The 18,589-nt window shown below is 30.4% G+C and carries 20 protein-coding genes; 3 read left to right on the top strand and 17 right to left on the bottom strand.

Going from position 1 to position 18,589, the window contains the following annotated elements; genetic code table 11:
* Window positions 1–10 precede the first annotated feature (10 nt).
* The 9 genes from mreD to BUA92_RS06940 form a co-directional block, all read right to left on the bottom strand.
* Complete coding sequence (gene mreD / locus BUA92_RS06980) at window positions 11–502, bottom strand: rod shape-determining protein MreD (protein ID WP_073018139.1); 492 nt, start codon at window positions 500–502, stop codon at window positions 11–13.
* A gap of 2 nt (window positions 503–504) precedes the next feature.
* Complete coding sequence (gene mreC / locus BUA92_RS06975; RefSeq protein ID WP_073018137.1) at window positions 505–1,353, bottom strand: rod shape-determining protein MreC; 849 nt, start codon at window positions 1,351–1,353, stop codon at window positions 505–507.
* A 6-nt stretch (window positions 1,354–1,359) separates the two neighbouring features.
* A complete protein-coding gene (locus BUA92_RS06970; protein WP_021800615.1) occupies window positions 1,360–2,376 on the bottom strand; it encodes a rod shape-determining protein in 1,017 nt (338 codons plus the stop codon).
* A gap of 19 nt (window positions 2,377–2,395) precedes the next feature.
* Entirely contained in the window at window positions 2,396–3,082 is a 687-nt protein-coding gene (gene radC / locus BUA92_RS06965) for a RadC family protein (protein ID WP_073018135.1), read from the bottom strand.
* Between the two features lie 38 nt (window positions 3,083–3,120).
* The gene (locus BUA92_RS06960) at window positions 3,121–3,687 is read right to left on the bottom strand and encodes a Maf-like protein (RefSeq protein WP_073018133.1); all 567 of its coding nucleotides are present in this window, start codon (window positions 3,685–3,687) and stop codon (window positions 3,121–3,123) included.
* A 362-nt stretch (window positions 3,688–4,049) separates the two neighbouring features.
* Window positions 4,050–4,748 carry a hypothetical protein gene (locus BUA92_RS06955; RefSeq protein ID WP_073018131.1) on the bottom strand — a complete coding sequence of 233 codons (699 nt, stop codon included), beginning with the start codon at window positions 4,746–4,748 and terminating at the stop codon, window positions 4,050–4,052.
* A 122-nt stretch (window positions 4,749–4,870) separates the two neighbouring features.
* Window positions 4,871–5,464, bottom strand: a complete 594-nt coding sequence (locus BUA92_RS06950; RefSeq protein ID WP_073018129.1) for a C40 family peptidase — start codon at window positions 5,462–5,464, stop codon at window positions 4,871–4,873.
* Window positions 5,465–5,623: 159 nt separating this feature from the next.
* Window positions 5,624–5,803 (bottom strand): HTH domain-containing protein, encoded by a 180-nt coding sequence (locus BUA92_RS06945; RefSeq protein WP_073018127.1) that lies wholly within the window; start codon window positions 5,801–5,803, stop codon window positions 5,624–5,626.
* 107 nt (window positions 5,804–5,910) lie between these two features.
* The gene (locus BUA92_RS06940; RefSeq protein WP_073018124.1) at window positions 5,911–7,368 is read right to left on the bottom strand and encodes an aminoacyl-histidine dipeptidase; all 1,458 of its coding nucleotides are present in this window, start codon (window positions 7,366–7,368) and stop codon (window positions 5,911–5,913) included.
* Window positions 7,369–7,542: 174 nt separating this feature from the next.
* On the opposite strand from BUA92_RS06940, the gene pyk reads away from it, so the two are divergent.
* Window positions 7,543–8,961 (top strand): pyruvate kinase, encoded by a 1,419-nt coding sequence (pyk, locus tag BUA92_RS06935; RefSeq protein ID WP_073018122.1) that lies wholly within the window; start codon window positions 7,543–7,545, stop codon window positions 8,959–8,961.
* A 68-nt stretch (window positions 8,962–9,029) separates the two neighbouring features.
* Here the strand turns inward: pyk and rpsA are convergent, their stop codons facing one another.
* Together rpsA and BUA92_RS22980 are read right to left on the bottom strand one after the other, a co-directional pair.
* On the bottom strand, window positions 9,030–10,181 hold the full coding sequence (gene rpsA / locus BUA92_RS06930) for a 30S ribosomal protein S1 (protein ID WP_073018120.1): 1,152 nt from the start codon (window positions 10,179–10,181) through the stop codon (window positions 9,030–9,032).
* A 456-nt stretch (window positions 10,182–10,637) separates the two neighbouring features.
* Window positions 10,638–11,048 carry a hypothetical protein gene (locus BUA92_RS22980; RefSeq protein WP_139259318.1) on the bottom strand — a complete coding sequence of 137 codons (411 nt, stop codon included), beginning with the start codon at window positions 11,046–11,048 and terminating at the stop codon, window positions 10,638–10,640.
* A gap of 172 nt (window positions 11,049–11,220) precedes the next feature.
* Here BUA92_RS22980 and BUA92_RS06920 point away from each other — a divergent pair, with 172 nt between their 5' ends.
* Window positions 11,221–11,877: a PspA/IM30 family protein gene (locus BUA92_RS06920; protein ID WP_021800606.1), complete on the top strand. Its 657-nt coding sequence runs from the start codon at window positions 11,221–11,223 to the stop codon at window positions 11,875–11,877.
* Window positions 11,878–11,901: 24 nt separating this feature from the next.
* Window positions 11,902–12,555 carry a DUF1292 domain-containing protein gene (locus tag BUA92_RS06915; protein ID WP_073018117.1) on the top strand — a complete coding sequence of 218 codons (654 nt, stop codon included), beginning with the start codon at window positions 11,902–11,904 and terminating at the stop codon, window positions 12,553–12,555.
* Window positions 12,556–12,584: 29 nt separating this feature from the next.
* Here BUA92_RS06915 and BUA92_RS06910 read toward each other — a convergent pair whose 3' ends face one another.
* The 6 genes from BUA92_RS06910 to BUA92_RS06885 form a co-directional block, all read right to left on the bottom strand.
* Complete coding sequence (locus tag BUA92_RS06910; RefSeq protein WP_073018114.1) at window positions 12,585–14,498, bottom strand: ABC-F family ATP-binding cassette domain-containing protein; 1,914 nt, start codon at window positions 14,496–14,498, stop codon at window positions 12,585–12,587.
* A gap of 11 nt (window positions 14,499–14,509) precedes the next feature.
* A complete protein-coding gene (locus tag BUA92_RS06905; RefSeq protein WP_073018112.1) occupies window positions 14,510–15,247 on the bottom strand; it encodes a flavodoxin family protein in 738 nt (245 codons plus the stop codon).
* Window positions 15,248–15,262: 15 nt separating this feature from the next.
* On the bottom strand, window positions 15,263–16,426 hold the full coding sequence (locus tag BUA92_RS06900; RefSeq protein ID WP_073018110.1) for an MFS transporter: 1,164 nt from the start codon (window positions 16,424–16,426) through the stop codon (window positions 15,263–15,265).
* Window positions 16,427–16,728: 302 nt separating this feature from the next.
* Window positions 16,729–16,995, bottom strand: coding sequence for a metal-sensing transcriptional repressor (locus BUA92_RS06895; RefSeq protein ID WP_073018107.1), 267 nt, complete (start codon window positions 16,993–16,995; stop codon window positions 16,729–16,731).
* A 121-nt stretch (window positions 16,996–17,116) separates the two neighbouring features.
* Window positions 17,117–17,530 (bottom strand): CBS domain-containing protein, encoded by a 414-nt coding sequence (locus BUA92_RS06890; RefSeq protein ID WP_073018105.1) that lies wholly within the window; start codon window positions 17,528–17,530, stop codon window positions 17,117–17,119.
* Between the two features lie 145 nt (window positions 17,531–17,675).
* On the bottom strand, window positions 17,676–18,581 hold the full coding sequence (locus BUA92_RS06885) for a 3'-5' exonuclease (protein ID WP_073018103.1): 906 nt from the start codon (window positions 18,579–18,581) through the stop codon (window positions 17,676–17,678).
* Window positions 18,582–18,589 lie beyond the last annotated feature (8 nt).

Raw genomic sequence — 18,589 nt, 5'->3', positions numbered from 1 at the left:
TAATCACCTGCTAATTAAATTTCCATGGTATCTTCATAAATCTCGTTTCAGTTAACTTGTAAATCTTTTTATAGAAGATAAAACCAAATAAAGTGTTCATTAAAGTCATTACTATTATGTTTTCTACATCTATTTTTACATGAAGTAAATATAATATTACATAGGTAAGTATATATTTAACTACTGTAGCTCCTAAAACTATCATAACAGGAACAGTTTTTCTATTTTTAAATATCGTTTCCCCAACCTTTGCTGCTCCTAGACAAATAAGCATATTTAATAAACAATTAACCCCAAAGCCTGTTCCAAAAAATATGTCCTGTAATATTCCAAAATACACACCTATCCACAGAGCTTCCCATGGACCGGTTATAATTGAATAACAAATTGCAAATGTAAATAATAAACTCCCCCAAGATCCACCTACAGAAAATAACGGTAATATAGAATTATCGATAATCACAAGTATTATGCCGATAAAAAAAAGTACAACTCTTTTCATTATTAGTTATCCACCTTTATATTTCTTTTTTCCTTAGGTACTACAACAAATAATGATTCCAGTTTATTAAAATCAACATAAGGCTGCACCACAGCATTTTTCATTACTTTTACATTATCGTCTTCTACTGATATTACTTCTCCTATTCTTATATCCTTAGGTATTTCTCCAACCCCTGAAGTAAGAATTACATCTCCTGCTTTAATAGGTGAATCTATTGGGATATTGTATAACTTAGTTAAAAGTTTATTTTTAGAATCTTTGTATCCTTGTAAAACACCAGTGGTTTCTTGAGTACTTTCTATCTTAGAAGCTATAGCTATATTCTCATTTATTAAGGATTGAACCACTGCCCAGTTATCACCTACTGATGTAACTTGCCCTACTAATCCATTATCAGATACAACTACCATACCCTTCTCTATTTGATTTTTACTTCCTTTGTCAATTATGTATCCACCTGAAAAACCGCCACCACTATGTCCAATTATGTTGGTACCAACATAATCGAAATTTTCATCTTGATTAGCAAAATCTACTACTTTTCTTAAGCTTTCATTTTCTTCTTTTAATCTATTGTACTCTATCAACTTAATTCTTAAGTCTTTATTTTCTTCACTTAACTTTCTATTTTCAGCCTTTACTTCCGAAAAATTATAAAAGAAATCTACTGCACCTTTAAAGTTATCCGTTACTTTATATGCTAATTTCTGTATAGGATTTAACGCCGCACCTGCACCACTCTCAAAAATAGTTTTATTCTCTTTTCTAAAGCTATAAACAATTATAATTAAAAAGCTAACTGACAGTACTATTATAGTTACTGCCAGTTTGTTCTTAAAAAGTCTCATGTATTCTTATCCTCTTTGTTGCTTAGCTATATTATCAAAATCTTCAAGAGCTTTACCAGTTCCTAAAACTACGCAATCAAGTGGTGATTCTGCGATATGTACAGGCATATGAGTTTCGTGGTTAATTAAAGCATCCAATCCTTTTAATAAAGCGCCTCCACCTGCTAACATAATACCTTTTTCAATAATATCAGCAGATAATTCAGGAGGTGTTTTTTCTAATGTAGTTTTTATAGATTCAATAATAGCCGCTACTGGCTCTTTTAATGCATCTCTAATTTGATCTTCACTTACTTCTATAATCTTAGGAAGTCCAGTCACTAAATCTCTTCCTTTAATGTCCATTTTTCTTTCTTCTTCATCAATTTTAAATGCTGATCCTAATTCCATTTTTATTTGTTCAGCAGTTCTTTCTCCTATCATTAGGTTATATTCTCTTTTTATATAACTAATAATAGATTGATCTAATTCATCACCAGCTACTCTTAAAGATTTAGCTGTAACAATACCACCTAAAGATATTACTGCAACTTCTGTAGTTCCTCCACCAATATCAACAATCATGCTTCCTGTTGGTTCTGAAACTGGAAGTCCAGCGCCTATTGCAGCTGCCATAGGTTCTTCCATAAGTAGAACATCTCTAGCTCCTGCAGCTTTTGTTGCTTCATAAATAGCTCTTTTCTCAACCTCTGTTACTCCTGATGGATAACATATTATGATTCTTGGGCTAGTAAATGAACTTTTATTAATTACCTTCTCAATGAATTTTTTAATCATTGTTTGTGTTATATCAAAATCTGCAATTACTCCATCTTTTAGTGGTCTAATAGCAACTATATTTCCTGGTGTTCTTCCTATCATTTGTTTAGCTTCTGTTCCAACAGCTAAAGATTTCTTTGTAGTATTATTTATAGCAACAACTGAAGGCTCTCTTAAAACTACACCTTTTCCTTTAACAAATACTAAAGTGTTAGCTGTTCCTAAATCTATTCCCATATCTTTTGTCATTCCAAACAATCCCATTACTATACTCCTCTCAGAATTATATTATAGATTTCTCTTTCATACTTGCATAATTACCATTCCCTATTATTACGTGATCTAAAAGCTCAATTCCAATGATCTTACCGCACTCCTTAATCCTTAAAGTTATGTTAATATCCTCTTTACTAGGAGTAGGGTCTCCTGACGGATGATTATGGCATATAATTATAGATGCCGCATTTTTCTTTAAAGCTTCCGAAAAAATTTCTCTAGGATGTACAATTGAGGAATTTAAACTTCCTTTAAAAACTTCCTTAATAGATATAACTACATTTTTAGTATTTAATATTATGAGTTTTAATACCTCTTGGGGAAGATTCTGCATTTCATTCATTAAAATGTTTGCTACTATTCTAGGCTCTGTGATTTTTATTTCTTCTGCAGTTCCCCTATAAGAATTAATTCTTTTGGTTAATTCACATAGGGCAATTAGCCTAGAGGCCTTAGCTTTTTTAATTCCATTTATCTGAAGAAAATCCTGAATACCTGCTGATAACATTCCATTTAATCCATCAACAGTTTCTAAAACTCTAGAACTTAATCCTAAGACATTTTCATTTTTACTTCCACATCTTAAAATTAATGCAATGAGTTCAGTATTACTTAAGGACTCCGCTCCATATAAAAACAATTTTTCTTCTGGCCTTTCATTTAAGGGTAAATCCATAACCTTTAGGTTATACATATAATAAACTCCTTTATTATTATAGATTTCCCTCCCCCTTAAACTAATGATTTCAACATTTTATCCAATTTATTCAAAGGAAGACCTACTACATTATAGTAGCATCCCTCTATACGCTCTACAAAAACCCCTCCGCGTCCCTGAATTCCATAAGCTCCAGCCTTGTCTAAAGGATCTCCACTATCAACATATGATAGAATTTCTTCATCACTAAGATGTGAAAACTTAACCTCCGTGCATACTGCTTCACTTATAATCTTTTTACTTCTCAGGTCCAATACCGTAACTCCGGTATATACATTATGTACTTTTCCACTTAAAGATCTTAACATGGTATAGGCATCATCTTTATCCTTAGGCTTTCCTAATATTAAATCTCCAATAGCTACTATAGTATCAGCTGCTATTATGATATCTTCGGTGTCTAAGTTGTCTGCTACATATTTTGCCTTACCTAGTGATAATTCCTTAACATACTCTTCTAAGTTGCCGTTAAAAACTACTTTTTCTTCGGGAAAGAAACTTTCTATTACTCTAAACTCTTCGCAAAGTCTAGTTAATAATTCCTTCCTACGCTCAGAAGCAGAAGCTAAAACAAATCCCACTTTTATCACTCCTAATATCTTATTTTAATATTATTACCAATAATATACCATTTATAACATGCATATTAGGATAAACCTTGCTGTATAGGCATTTTACTCCCTTTACATCTAATATAGTTTATCATTTATGTATTTTATATACAAGTGCCTTTAACTTTTTTAAGGAATTTTTAATCATATTGAAACCTTTTAACCTTTCTGTAATATTTCCTGCTTCTCAAGCTCCATTAAATTCCTTTTTACCAATATAAAAAAAAGGATTAGACTGGCGCCAAGAAGCATGCCTATGGAATAGGGATAAAAAAGACTATAAAACTAATTATTCTAGTTTTACAGTCTTATTATTAATTACATTTATGACTTTATGAACTTTTATAAGGTCCTATTAAAGAATATAAAAATTCTAGTTCACCTGATATATTATCCCTTGTCATCTCTGCTGGAAGGTTATTTACATGTTCTTTTATAGCTTTTATCTCACTAGCCCTATCTTCTTTTTCTTCAATATCAGATACCCAAGTTTTAAACTTTTCAGTAGTATAACTCTTCACACTGCTATCTTTTAATTTATCAAATATTTTCATATATCCATCTACCAATCCATATATCACTGAGTCGTAATAAGATTTTCCTTGAATATCTATTTTTAGTCTAACAGCCTGAGTTCCTAGAGATGTTATCTTATTTTTATCTTCATCACCTTTATCAAGCATATATATTCCTGATATAACTCTATACTTGTCTCCATCTTTTATTAAATACACAGGTATAGTGCCGCTTAATTTTTTCTGTGTTTCTAAAGCGTATTTTTCTTCACTATAATATCCACACTGTATTAATTCAAAAGTCCCATACACTTTTGAGTCTGTAACTTGTGTTTCATTATTACTTGGCTTATCTTTTGTACCGATTATATCTTCTATAGAAAAATCTCCTTTAAAGATAAATTTAGATAACATGGTTCCTAAAATCACTGCAAGAATAACAATGGTTATAAAAAAAGTCAGGGATTTAAATCCTTTATCATTTTTTTTCTTATAATTATATCTAGTGTACTTCATAAAAACCCTCCTTACTTAACTACTACTGTATATAATATTATGTAACTGGAAGTTTTATGATTACTTATGTAAAATAAATAAAAAAAATAAAAAGCACCTAATATCTTAGATGCTTTAACTTTCTATTGTGCTATTCTTCTAGCTCCTGCATATCTGCTTGAGTAATAAGAATCATTTAAAGAACTTATTGTAACATTTTTACCTGACGATGGGGCATGTATAAAGTCCCCTCCCCCAATGTATATACCAACATGGCTTATAGAACCATATGTATTGAAGAAAACCAAATCTCCAGCTGATAGATTAGATCTTGATACAGCTGAACCCATAGAGAATTGTGAACCTGTATAATGAGGTAAAGAATATCCAAACTTGCTATATACATACATAGTTAATCCTGAACAGTCAAAGCTCTTTGGACCTGATGCTCCATACACATATGGTCTTCCTATAAAATTATATGCATAAGAAACCACATTACCGCCAGCTCCACCACTACCTCTTGAAAGTGATCCTCCGCCATATGATCCAGATTCATCTTTCTTTGGTGCAACTATAGTTTTTTGAACCTTAAGTTGAGTAGTTTTTAAAACAACTCCTTGAGCCGCATTCCCAGTTGTGTCTGCCTTTGTTTTAATTGCGTTGAAACTTGTGGCTGTAATTAACGACATAGTAAGCAATAGAGTTCTAGTTATAATTTTACCCCTTTTATTCATTATAATTTCCCCTCTCCTTTGACAATCTTCCCTTTTATTTTACAGTAAACATTTTCACCTATTCACACTTCTTTTATTATAATAAAAGAAGTGTGAATAGGTCAAGCGTTTATGCAAAAAAATTGGCTTGGTTAGAAAACCAAGCCAATAGTATGTTTCTTATTCTGCTATTCCATAATAACATCTTTTAGGTGAATTTATCTTTCCTTCAGCCTTAAGTGCTTTTATAGCCTTATCTACATCTTTTTTGTCTAATCCAGATTTTTCTGCTATTTCTCCACCTTTTAAAGGTTCTCCAGCAGATTTTAGAGTTTCTAATACTTTATCATTTAAATCCATTATAAGTATCCTCCTTATAAAAAAATTGTTAACATAATTATACCAAAATCTCTCATTTGGTCAACAATATTTTTTCTTTAATAATAAATATCCCTTATCTAAAAAGCTTACTTGATTTCTTTTAGAACTCTTAATAGATAATCCCATAGGTTTTTAACAGAAGATATGCTCATATGTTCATTAGGTGTATGAACATCATATAAATTAGGTCCAAAACTTATCATATCCACATCTTCACCTAGTTTTTCTTTAAATAATCCACATTCTAATCCAGCGTGAATTGCAATTATCTTAGCATCTTCTCCTGTCATGTCTTTGTGTACTCTTTCACAGATTTCTCTTATTTTAGAATTCTCTTGATATTGCCATTCTGGATAATCTCCAAAAGTATCTACCTTAGCATCTAAGGTTTCTGCTATTACTTCTATTTTTCTTAACATTTCTTCTTTAAGGCTTCCAACAGAACTTCTTATAGCTGAATTATGTTCTACATGAGTATCGGTTGTTTTAACAACTCCAAGATTTAATGAACTTTCTACTAACCCTTCTATAGCCATACTTCTTGTATTTATACCATTTGGAATAAGATATAATATTTTTACAGCCTTTTCAGTGGATTTCCTAGAAAACACCTTATCTAAATCTTTATTTAATCCCTTAGCTTCTAATTTAACTTCTGGATCTTGAGCATTTAATTCATTTTTGAATACATCATTAAAGTGTTTTACTCTTTCTTTTACAGCCTCTACATTTGATTTATTTAAAGTGATAACTGCATCCATCTCTCTTGGAATGGCATTATCTTTAGATCCTCCATTTATGGATACTAATCTAACGTCCTCAAAAGAAAGGAGATCCATTAAAACTCTTCCCATTAATTTATTAGAATTGCCTCTTTCTTTATCTATTTCCATACCTGAGTGGCCGCCTTTAAGACCTCTTACTGTAATCTCTAAAATAGAATCTTCTTCTCTCTTAGGCTTCCACTTAATATCAGATGAAACATTAGCCCTCATTCCCCCTGCACAAGAAACAAGTAGATATCCCTCTTCTTCTGAATCTATATTTAATAGAATTTTTCCATCTAAGTTTTTTTTCTCAACAGCCATAGCTCCACCCATACCTGTTTCTTCATCTGTTGTTATTAAAACTTCTAGGGCTGGATGTGGAATTTCTTTTGATGAAAGCACAGCCATAGCGTATGCTACTGCTATACCATTATCAGCTCCTAAAGTTGTCCCTGTAGCAAAAATATTATCTCCATCAACTCTAAGTTTTATAGGATCTTTTAAGAAATCGTGAACTGTATCATTATTTTTCTCACAAACCATATCCATATGCCCTTGTATTATCACAACAGGAGCATTTTCATATCCTTCTGTAGCTGGCTTCTTTATAATAATATTTAAAGCTGAGTCCTGAATTGTTTCCAATCCTAAATTTTGACCAAAAGCTAATAAATAATCACTTATCTCTTTTTCATTTCCTGAACCTCTAGGTATTTTAGATATCTCCTCAAAATAATAGAAGACTTCCTTTGGCTCTATATTTTCTAAAATTCTCATAGACTAATCATCCTTTCAGTAAAAATATGTTATTATAATATTATAACATTAGGACATTATAATATCCTAATATTATAACAAGTTTATTCTATCATTATCTCACTAATATATCTAAAGTTATTCGTTTATACTAAAGTTAATAATTTGAATGAAAAATATAGTAGAGGTGATTTTATGCAAAAAACAAAAATGATCTTCACAATCGGTCCTGTTTCTGATAATGAAGATGTCTTAAGAGAATTTATAAAAATAGGAATGAGTGCAGCAAGATTAAATTGCTCTCACGGCACACAAGATGACCATAGAAAGAAAATGGATTTAATAAAAAAACTTAGAGAAGAATTAGGTACTCCTACAAGTATACTGCTAGATATAAAAGGTCCTAAGATAAGAACTCATAATTTTATAAATGGTGAAGCTACTCTTCATGTTGGAGATGAGTTTTCATTTTTATGTTCTGAAGAAATTTTAGGTGATAACAAAAGATGTTCAATATCTTACGAAACTCTTTGCAAAGATGTAGTTGTCGGCGGTGTTATGCTTGTAGATGATGGACTTTTAGAATTTAAGATAAAAGAAATAAAGGGAAAAGAAATTCTGACAGAAGTAGTTGTTGGCGGTACTATCAAAGACCATAAAGGAGTAAATGTTCCTAACGTTAATATTAATCTTCCTGCTATTACAGAAAAAGATGTACAGGATTTAATTTTTGGATGTAATGAAGGCGTGGACTTTGTTGCTGCTTCTTTTATAAGAAAAGCTTCTGATATTTTAGAGGTAAGAAAAATCCTTAAGGAAAACAATGGTGAACACATTAAAATAATAGCTAAAATTGAAAACCAAGAAGGTGTAGACAACATAGATTCAATAATCGAAGTTACTGACGGTATCATGGTAGCTAGAGGTGATATGGGGGTTGAAATTCCTATAGAAAAGGTTCCTATAATCCAAAAAATGATTATAAGAAAGTGTAATTCTGCTGGAAAAATAGTAATTACAGCAACTCAAATGTTAGACTCAATGATAAGAAATTCAAGACCTACTAGAGCTGAGGCTTGTGATATTTGTAATGCTATATTTGATGGTACAGATGCTATAATGTTATCTGGAGAAAGTGCTTCCGGTTGTTACCCAATAGAAGCTGCAAAAACCATGAGTAGAATAGCTTTAGAAACTGAAGCTAATTTTGACTATGTATCATTCACTAACAACTTAAGAGAACCTTCTTTATTAGCTTTTGAAGATGCAATAAGTTACTCTGCTTGTAGAACTTCAAATATATTGCCTACAAAAGCTATCGTTGCTGCAACTAAAAGTGGTGCTACAGCAAAACTTATATCTAAATACAAACCAAGTTGCCCTATAGTTGCAATAACTCCTTACGAAAAAGTAAGAAGAAGCTTATCCTTAAACTTTGGAATAATTCCTGAAACCTGTGATATGTTTAGTACCACAGATGAAATATTAAGTGAAGCAAGAAAAGTGGCTTCAAGCCTTGAGCTTGCTACCTCAGGTGATAATATATTAGTAGCCGCTGGAATGCCAACTACTCATGTTGGTGGAACTAATATGCTAAAAATTGAGAAGCTTTAATGTAAGATATACAAATGGCCCTTGCAATATAATGTTATTGCAAGGGCCATTTTAAAATATATTAAAAACTAGAATTTAAAATCCTTAAATAAACCTGCTAAACTTTCACCTTCAAAGTCATCATTAAATTTTTCATATTCTCTTGACTTCTCTACGGCTTCTTTGATACTTAAGCTCATTTTTTTATCAGCAGAATTTATATCTAATATTTTCACCTTAACTTCTCCACCTATTGTTAAAACATCTGATGGTTTAGCTATATTCTCTTCTGTTATTTCACTTATATGAACTAACCCTTCAACTCCAGGTAAAACTTCTACAAAGGCTCCAAAGTTTAAGAACTTAACTACTTTTCCAGTAACAACATCGTTAACTTTTAAAGTTGCTTTTGCGTCTTCCCATGGATCTTTTTTAATATCTTTTATTGCTAAAGATAATCTTTCCTTCTCTTTGTCAAAATCTCCAACGTAAACTTCAACTACGTCTCCAACAGAAACAATATCTTCTACTCTCTTAACTCTTCCCCAAGCTAAATCAGATATATGCACTAATCCTTCTATTCCACCAATATCTACAAAAGCTCCAAACTTAGCTATTCTAGTAACTTTTCCTTCTCTTTTTTCACCTTTTTTAACTAAATTCCATAAAGCTTTCTTTTCTTCATTATATTGTGCTTCTTCTAAAATTCTTCTTGAAGCTACAACCTTTTTATCCCTTTTATCAAATTCAATTACTCTTACTTCTAGCTCTTTTCCTACAAGGGTAGAAAGTTCTACACCTCTTTCTCTAGACACTTGTGAGCCTGGAATAAATACTCTTATACCTTTATATAAAGCTACAACTCCGCCTTTTACTTGCTCTTTAACCTTTAAAGTTAAAGTTTCATTGTTTTTATAGGATGCTTTTACTTCATCCCAAGCTATAATTTCATCTGCTTTATTTTTAGATAATAAAACATTTCCGTCTCCATCATCTAAGCTTACTATCATTAAGTTTATTGTATCTCCTACATTTAATACCTCTGATACTTCAACTTCATCGTGAGAAACTTCACTACGTCTAACAATACCATCTCTATAGTAATTTATATTAACCATAGCCTCATCATTATTTATAGATAGGATTTCTCCTTTTACTATATCTCCCACATTAAGTTTTTTGACATCGTAATCTTTTAATAGGTCTGCCATAGACATTGAGTTATTTTCTTCGTTATTCATATTATCACTCCTAAACTTGTTCATAACTACTTACATTATTATTTTAAATCAGCTTTATCCTTATTACAATTAATATGTTCTTCATTAATTAATATAATTTATTATGCTATAATTTAAATATAAATATTTTCATTAGATTTAATCTTGAATCATAATAGTAAATAGAAGATATTTTTAGTTTTATAGAGAATTAGTGAGCTATTTAAATTATTTAGGGTGTGTGGAGTTTTTTTACTTCAAAAAGCAATATTAACAAACTTGTTAAAGGTTATATAATACCATATAATATTCTCATGGATAATTCTTCTAAGGAGATAAATTAGGGGGTGGGCATATCAAAAATAATAGAAAGAAAAGTTTAATCCTAACATTTGTACTAACTTTCATTTTTATTTTCACTTCAATATCTTTAGATGTTGGAAATGTTTTTGAAAATGGAGTTAAGGGTGAGTCTGCTTATGCAGCAGCTAAATCCAAAAGTGGTTCTTTTAAATCTTCTAGTAAATCTACTGGTGCTTCAAAGGCCAAAAGCTCCACAAAATCAGGAAGCTTTAGCAGTTCAGGTTCTGGCTCTAAGTCAAGTTCCAGTTCTAGCTCAAAATCAAGCTCTAGTAGTTCATCTAGTGGAACTAAATCAGGATCATTTTCTGGAAGTAGCGGTTCCTCAAAAAGCAGTGGCAGTACTACTGATTCACCATCAAAATATGAATCGGGGTCAAGTAGTTCTTCTTCAAACTCATCATCAAGTGGGACTAAGTCTGGAAGCTTTTCCACTAGTAAACCTAAAGATGAAGAAAAAACTGAAAGTAGTTCCCAAACAAATTCATCTGGTAACAGCGGTTCTAGTGGTGGATCATCCTGGAGCATTCCTATATTTGGAAGAGTCTCATCCTCTAGTTACTTTAGTCCCTTTAGAGGATATTCAAGCAGTAACCCTTTTGCATTTTTTATAAAGATTATAATTGCAATAGCGGTAGTTTTTTTAGTAATTTACATTATAAAAATGATTAAATTTTAATTTTAGGAGGTAACAATTATCATGGGAGTATTTACAAGAATATCAAATATTTTTAAAGCAAAAGTTAACAATGCATTAGACGAGGTGGAAAATCCAATAGAATTATTAGATCAAAAACTTAGAGATATGGAAGATCAGCTTTCAAAAGCTAAACTAAACTCAGCTCAAATTATAGGAAATGCTCACGAAATAAAGAAAAGATTAGACACAGCTGAAAAAGAAGTTCAGGATTATGAAGATAAGGTAAAGCTTGCTCTTTCCAAAAACAATGAAGATTTAGCAAAACGTGCTCTTCAAAGAAAACTTGAGGCTGATAAAAAAGTGACTTCTCTTAAAGAAAGCTATGAAGCTGCTAAATCACAGGCAGATACTATTAAGAAAAACCTAGCTGCTTTAGAAGAAGAGATTTCAAAAACTAGACAATATAGAGATGAAGCTGCTGCTAGATACTCTACTGCTGAAGCATCTCAAAAGGTTAATGAAATACTTGCAAATGTTCAAACAAAAACTAACACTATTCAACTTGATGCTATAGAGAGAAAAATTCAAAGAAAAGAATCTTTAGCTACAGGTCTTGGAGAATTAAGAGATGTTGATGATTTTGAATCTGAATTTGAAAAATTAGACGAAACTGATTTAGATTTAGAACTTGAAAAATATAAAAATAATAATGCTTAATTTTATTAGTTTGGTGGGAAGCAGATGAAAAGTGACTTTGAAATAATTACTAAGGAGAAGGAAAGATGGGGAAAGATATACACTGACATATATTATGCTATTGACAACATTTCTCCCTTCCTCTCTGAGGATTTTTTAAAAAGAAAAAAGTTCTATGCTAAAGGAAAAGTTCTTAAAGACTACATGAAGCTTTTAGAAGAAGAGGAACAAAAATCTAATAAAAAAGGTTTCTTTAGTAGATTTACCTCTCCTGATGAAGGGAAAATCAATTCCTATAAGGCTTCTAATAGAGAAACTTTTACTCAATTAGAAAACTGCTCAAAATGTGCTTGTTTTAATTGTGTAGTTGAGTGTTCTTTCAAAACTTGTACTAGTTGCAGAAGAAATTCTCATATAAAATCCTGTGACCATAATAAGTTAAATGTTAGAGTTCATGATAACTTTACTTTAGATTTAACCAACAATGATACTGGAAAAGAGGATAAATTTAAGGTTTTAGCTACCTTAGAGGACTGTGAAAAAGATCAAGAATATATCATCATAGAAAATATCAGGGATATTAATGACAGATATATTTTATATCTTTATGCTGGTATTAAAGAAGATACCTATGGTGAGATAACTGATGAAGATGAATTTAACTTTATATCTCAAAGGTTTGAAACCTTAGAAGCTTAAAATAAATAGAACTGGATTTATATCCAGTTCTATTTATTTGAGTTATATTCTTCTATTCTTTGAGCTAATTCATTTAAGTATTCCCAGCGCTCATACTTTTCAGCCAATTCTAACTCAAGCTCTTCTTTTTCTTTTATAAGTTTTTGAAGTTTTTCATAGTCAGTTACGGTATTTTCTATATCTTTTTCTACCTTAGAAATTTTATTTTCTACTGATTCTATTACTTCATCAATTTGTTCGTATTCCTTCTGTTCTTTAAATGAAAACTTAGGTCTTTCATCTTTATTTTTTACTCTTTCCTTCTTAGTTTCCTTATATGAATTTTTTGAATCTGGAGCTTCAGTATTACCTAATTCTCTTTTAATTAAATAATCACTAAAGTTACCTGTATATTCTTTAATTTTCCCACTACCTTCATAAGCAAAAATCTTATGACAAAGTCTATCTAGGAAATATCTATCATGGGATACTATAAGAAGTATTCCTCCAAAATCATCTAAAAAGTTCTCTAATATTTGAAGAGTATCTATATCTAGATCATTAGTAGGCTCATCTAATATAAGGACATTAGGTGCTTCCATTAAAACTCTTAACAGCTGAAGTCTTCTTCTTTCTCCTCCTGATAATTTCCCTATAGGAGTATATTGCATTGTTCCATCAAACAAAAATCTTTCACACATCTGAGATGCTGTTATTTTAAATCCATTTGCTACTGGTATTATTTCTCCGCCTTCTTTTACGTAATCTATAACTCTCATATTTTCATCCATGCTTAAGCTATCTTGAGAAAAACATCCTACCTTTACCGTTTCCCCCATATCTATTTCTCCGCTATCTTGAGATAACTTGCCACTTATTATATTTATAAGAGTGGTTTTTCCCATACCATTGTTTCCAACTATCCCTACTCTATCTCCTTTTACGAAGTTGTAAGAAAAGTCTTTAATTAAAACCTTATCTCCAAATGCTTTATTTATAGTAGTAAGCTCAACGCCTTTGTTACCTAGCCTCGTTCCAACTAAACTAAGTTCTACATTACCTCTAGGTTCTATGTATTCATAATTCACAAGATCATCAAACCTTTGAAGTCTAGCTTTTTGTTTTGTGGTTCTAGCTTTCGCTCCTCTTTTAACCCATTTTAATTCTTCTCTAATTAAACTTGCTCTTTTATCTTCTTCAGTTTTTTCACGTTCTAATCTTTCTGCCTTTTTCTCTAAAAATTCTGAGTAATTACCTTGATAGGTATATAACGTTCCCCTATCTAATTCTATTATTCTGTTAGTTACTCTATCTAAAAAGTATCTATCATGGGTTATCATAATAAGAGCACCCTTTCTAGAATTCAAATACTCTTCAAGCCATTCTATACTATCACTATCTAGGTGGTTTGTAGGCTCATCTAATATTAAAAGTTCACAAGGTGTTATAAGAGCTGAAGCTAAGGCTACTCTCTTTTTTTGTCCTCCTGAAAGATTCATTACCTTTTCATGATAGTTAGTTATTCCAAGCTTATTTAATATAATTTTAGCTTCACTCTCTAAGTCCCATAGATTTAAAGCCTCAATTTGTCCTTGGATATATATAAGTCTATCTTGATATTTATCAATATGACCTTCTTCTATATACTTCAATATATCTTCATATTCCATAAGAAGCTTCATCTCCACGGTATCACCTTTAAATACCTGCTCTAATACTGTAGCTCCTTCTGAGAAGTCCTGAGTTTGAGATAGATACTCTATTCTCATATTTCTTACTTTAGAAATATTACCTTCAAAGAATTCTTCTCTTCCTCCTATTATTTTCAATAAAGTTGACTTACCTGCACCATTTATGCCTATAAGTCCTATTTTATCTCCATCATTTATCCCTAATGATATATTATCTAAAAGTATCTTTTCACTATAGCTTTTGCTTATGTTTTCTAGTGTGATTAAATTCATAACAATCTCCTTTATTTAATAGGCTTAATCTTTGTTTTCATCATCTTGTAAAAGCCCTTTCCCAAAATCTTTTTAAAAGGATTTACCTTACAACTATAATAATAATCTTGTGTTAACCAATTTTTCTTTTCCCAATATTCTTTATCTAATGGAAATATGTTTTCCGCTAAAACCTTTTTAATATTAAAACTGATAATTTGTCCTGTACTTGGTTTATATCTCCTATTACCATTATTAACATAGTTTATAAATCTGTCCAGTTCACCTTTATCAAGAGGATCATCTATTTTAGATATGGTTCTTCCTATTTTTGAAACTACATTAACTCCCCAACCATCTAACACTTTCTCCAAAGAATTTAATGTGTTTTTTAAGCCAGAGCCTGCAGTTGTAGAAACAAGTATAACTGGTTTTCCAGCTATTTCAGTCCTATGAAACCACTTTGAGGTTCTATCTATAAGTAGCTTCAAACTTCCGCTAAAGCTTCCCATATACACAGGAGTTCCAATAACAATCCCATCGTATTCTGTGATCTTTTTTATTAATTCTTCGGCCCCGTCTTTAATAAAGCAAGGGCTATCCTTTTGGATACACTGTTCACAACCTCTACAGCCTTTTATTTCATATTGATTTATATTTATACATTCTACTTGAAAGCCTTTATCCTTAAGTACATTGCCTATATTTTGAAGTAATCTAAAAGTATTCTTTTTTCTAAAGCTTGAATTTAGAAGCAATATTCTTTTCATTTTAACCTCTCATATTTAATTACTATCTCTATTATAATAAAAAGCTGCAATTACTTCTACTATCAATATAAATCCCAAAATCATAAAAGTTAATCCCATAGATAAATGCTGAGCTGCAAATCCTACTGCTGGAAAAATTCCTATCATTAAGAAGGAAAAAAGCATACTATCAAGTGAAATCAATGTTGCTCTTTGTTCTGACGGTATAAGTTCATTTATATAATTTGAACTTAAAGGATATGCAGCACCTATCATAGCTCCCATTAATACAAATGATATTATTGCTGTTACCCCTTTAAGATACATTACCATAAGTAATATCCCTGTAATTATAGAAACAAACTTCATAACTCCTTTTTTACCTAACTTATCATGAAATATATAAGCATATTTAGAACCTATAGCTGACAGTATTCCTTTAATAACGAATATGCCTGCTATTTCGCTTCTAGTAAAGTCCATTGAACTCAGATACTCCTGCATATAAAAATGAGCTGTTGTATCTATAGAAAATAATATTCCAAAGTAGATCATTATTTTCATAAGTCTTTTTTCATTTTTTATTATTCTAAAACATTCTTTAAAATGTATCTTAATAATATCTTTTTCATTTAAGTTACTCTTATTACTTTCATAAAAACCTAAGGATATTAAAAGTGAAGCTAATGATATAATGGCAGCTACTCCATAACTTAGTTGGAAATTAATATCTGATAATACACCACCAATAAAAACTGCAAGAATCTGTGCAACTTCAATTAAGAAATTTAAAATACCATTAACTTTTATATACTCTTCTTCTTTTCCTAAAGCTTTTAATGAGTCATATACTAAAGCCTCTTCAGAACCAGAGTTTAAACTTAAGGATGCTGCAGAAATAATAAACCCTAATGCTATTTCTCCAAAGCTGTTTCCAAAAATCATAATCAAGCTCGATAAAAATGCCAAAACTCTTGAAGCTATTAAGGAATTTTTTCTTCCCCAAATATCTGCAATAGCTCCTGTAGGTATCTCAAACATAAACTTAGCTACATGAAATATACCTTCCACAAGTCCTATCTGAGTTAAACTAAAACCTTTATAGCTAAGATATAACACCCATATAGCTGAAGTTATATCTACCGATGATATAAATCTATATACATAATCTAATTTAATATTTTTCTCTAATTTTTTCATTTTGTTTCCTCCCAAATTTAGCTATACTATTATTTTTTTGCATAATAATAGCCCTAATGCTTTTGCACTAAGGCTTATGGGAGTAAAACTTTTTTTTGCAAGAATTAGCACTTATACGTGCAGTATTTCCTTAAAAAAGTATAGACTACTCCCATATAACAATTCATTGCAAGTTTTCCACTGTGAACTGCTGCTAGTAGGAGTATACCCTTTTCTTAAAGAAACTCTATTTCTAAACAAAATCATTCTCCTTTATAATCATAATAATCAATTAATATTTTTATTATATCATTTATGTAGTTTTATTTCATTAACTTATCTAAAATACTTAAAACTTCTTCAATTTTCTCTTCAGCATGGTCTTCCATTTTTATGGCATCTTTTACACAATGAGTCATATGTTGTTTTAATATTAATTTATTTGCTTTCTTTAAAAGAGCTTGAGCTGCAATAATCTGATTGGATATATCTACACAATATCTTTCATCTTCAATCATTTTGATTATTCCCTCTATTTGTCCTTTGCTAGTTTTAAGACTCTGAAGAGCATTCTTCTTATCTATATTCATAACCGACCTCCTAAGCATGCACCCTATGGGGGTGTTATAATAATTATATTATATAAATTATCTTATGCTGTCAAACAAACAAAACCAGCTATCTTAAACTTACAAAGATAGCTGGATCATATTATAATTGATTTTGCTTCATTCCATTATAACAATGATTAATTATATCACTTCTTTTAATTATTCCTATAAAGGTTCCGTTGTCATCAGTTACAGGAACAAAATTTTGGCTTACAGCTAAAGAAATTAAACTTTCTATCGATGCACTTATTTGAACACTTTTATGTTTTATTCTTCTTGGAATATCTTTAACTTTAACTGTTTCTGTATTAACAAAAGTTAATTCTGGTGTGTTTTTTAGCTTCCACAATAAATCACCTTCTGTTAATGTTCCTACGTATCTACCAGACTTGTCTATAAGTGGTATAGCAGTATATCCATGATGCTCCATTCTCTCCATTACCTGCCTCATTGTAGCATCTAAATTTTCGTAAACAACTTCGTTTTTAGGCGTTAGAAAAAATGCTATATTCATATTCTTTCCTTTCAAACTTATAATTATCATCATTTATATTTTAGCATATTTAAAATGTAAATGTTATAGTCTAATTAATTTATTCGTATTTGTTAAATTATATAGTTGATTTTTAATATACTCTCAATTCAATAAGTTTGTACATTTATTTAGCCGCTTTTTTTAGTTTATAACAGTAATTCATATACTCAACTTCATTTAATAAGGTTTTTATTTCACTATATATCTCATCCCCACTTAAAGTTCTTTTCACTATAACTTCATGAAGAACTTTACTTTTACACTTTTCGCAATAATCAGTCCCCATAAATCTCCAACTAATTAACCTTAGGGGATTATCTGTATTCATTTTATTTTTGCACCTAGGGCAGTTCATATTTATTTTGTTATAATCTAAGCTTAATTCTTTTAGATTTTTAATTGTAACAGCAGGCATATTATATATGTCATTTATAATATGATTTTTAACAACTCTGGGATTATAAACTCGCTTAAATACTTTAGAAGTGTATTCTGCATCATTAAGCGCATCGTGAAGTTTATTATTATCTTCAACTTTAATCTTAAGTTCTTGAAGTGCATTTTTAAGGCTAATAGATTTCTTGTGAGCTAAAACTCCAGTACAATACTCCTGAATATCCAAATATTCATTTAACCAATCTATCTGATCATACTTATGATATTTAGCATTAACTATAATCTCTACAATATCATTTTTTGACCAGGTACATATTATATCCTGCTCCCCTACAAAATCCTTAAACACATTCATAGCTTCTGAAAATTCAATACCTCTATTTATAGACTCTTGTGTTATGCCTGTCATTGAAGCTATCTTTGGATTTAATATTTTAAATATAGCTGGTTTTATATAAAGTTTTAACTCATCTATTTTATTCATATACCTATCTAGCTTAACTGCACCTATTTCTATAATCTCATTTTCAATAATTGTATTTCCTAACTGCGTATATTCTTGATAAAAACTTGGAATATATTTTGTTATTTCTCTTAAGTTATTAAACTCTAAATCTATAATAACAAATCCCATTTTTACTC

This window comes from Clostridium intestinale DSM 6191, assembly GCF_900130055.1.
Taxonomy (GTDB): domain Bacteria; phylum Bacillota; class Clostridia; order Clostridiales; family Clostridiaceae; genus Clostridium_T; species Clostridium_T intestinale.
This window is presented reverse-complemented; position numbering and strand designations above follow the sequence as displayed.

Coding starts and splice junctions, on each gene's coding strand:
- mreD (WP_073018139.1), bottom strand. CDS start 502: ATGAAAAGAGTTGTACTTTTTTTTATCGGCATAATACTTGTGATTATC.
- mreC (WP_073018137.1), bottom strand. CDS start 1,353: ATGAGACTTTTTAAGAACAAACTGGCAGTAACTATAATAGTACTGTCA.
- BUA92_RS06970 (WP_021800615.1), bottom strand. CDS start 2,376: ATGGGATTGTTTGGAATGACAAAAGATATGGGAATAGATTTAGGAACA.
- radC (WP_073018135.1), bottom strand. CDS start 3,082: ATGTATAACCTAAAGGTTATGGATTTACCCTTAAATGAAAGGCCAGAA.
- BUA92_RS06955 (WP_073018131.1), bottom strand. CDS start 4,748: ATGAAGTACACTAGATATAATTATAAGAAAAAAAATGATAAAGGATTT.
- BUA92_RS06950 (WP_073018129.1), bottom strand. CDS start 5,464: ATGAATAAAAGGGGTAAAATTATAACTAGAACTCTATTGCTTACTATG.
- BUA92_RS06945 (WP_073018127.1), bottom strand. CDS start 5,803: ATGGATTTAAATGATAAAGTATTAGAAACTCTAAAATCTGCTGGAGAA.
- BUA92_RS06940 (WP_073018124.1), bottom strand. CDS start 7,368: ATGAGAATTTTAGAAAATATAGAGCCAAAGGAAGTCTTCTATTATTTT.
- pyk (WP_073018122.1), top strand. CDS start 7,543: ATGCAAAAAACAAAAATGATCTTCACAATCGGTCCTGTTTCTGATAAT.
- rpsA (WP_073018120.1), bottom strand. CDS start 10,181: ATGAATAACGAAGAAAATAACTCAATGTCTATGGCAGACCTATTAAAA.
- BUA92_RS22980 (WP_139259318.1), bottom strand. CDS start 11,048: ATGCTCCAGGATGATCCACCACTAGAACCGCTGTTACCAGATGAATTT.
- BUA92_RS06920 (WP_021800606.1), top strand. CDS start 11,221: ATGGGAGTATTTACAAGAATATCAAATATTTTTAAAGCAAAAGTTAAC.
- BUA92_RS06915 (WP_073018117.1), top strand. CDS start 11,902: ATGAAAAGTGACTTTGAAATAATTACTAAGGAGAAGGAAAGATGGGGA.
- BUA92_RS06910 (WP_073018114.1), bottom strand. CDS start 14,498: ATGAATTTAATCACACTAGAAAACATAAGCAAAAGCTATAGTGAAAAG.
- BUA92_RS06905 (WP_073018112.1), bottom strand. CDS start 15,247: ATGAAAAGAATATTGCTTCTAAATTCAAGCTTTAGAAAAAAGAATACT.
- BUA92_RS06900 (WP_073018110.1), bottom strand. CDS start 16,426: ATGAAAAAATTAGAGAAAAATATTAAATTAGATTATGTATATAGATTT.
- BUA92_RS06895 (WP_073018107.1), bottom strand. CDS start 16,995: ATGAATATAGATAAGAAGAATGCTCTTCAGAGTCTTAAAACTAGCAAA.
- BUA92_RS06890 (WP_073018105.1), bottom strand. CDS start 17,530: ATGAATATAGCATTTTTTCTAACGCCTAAAAACGAAGTTGTTTACGAA.
- BUA92_RS06885 (WP_073018103.1), bottom strand. CDS start 18,581: ATGGGATTTGTTATTATAGATTTAGAGTTTAATAACTTAAGAGAAATA.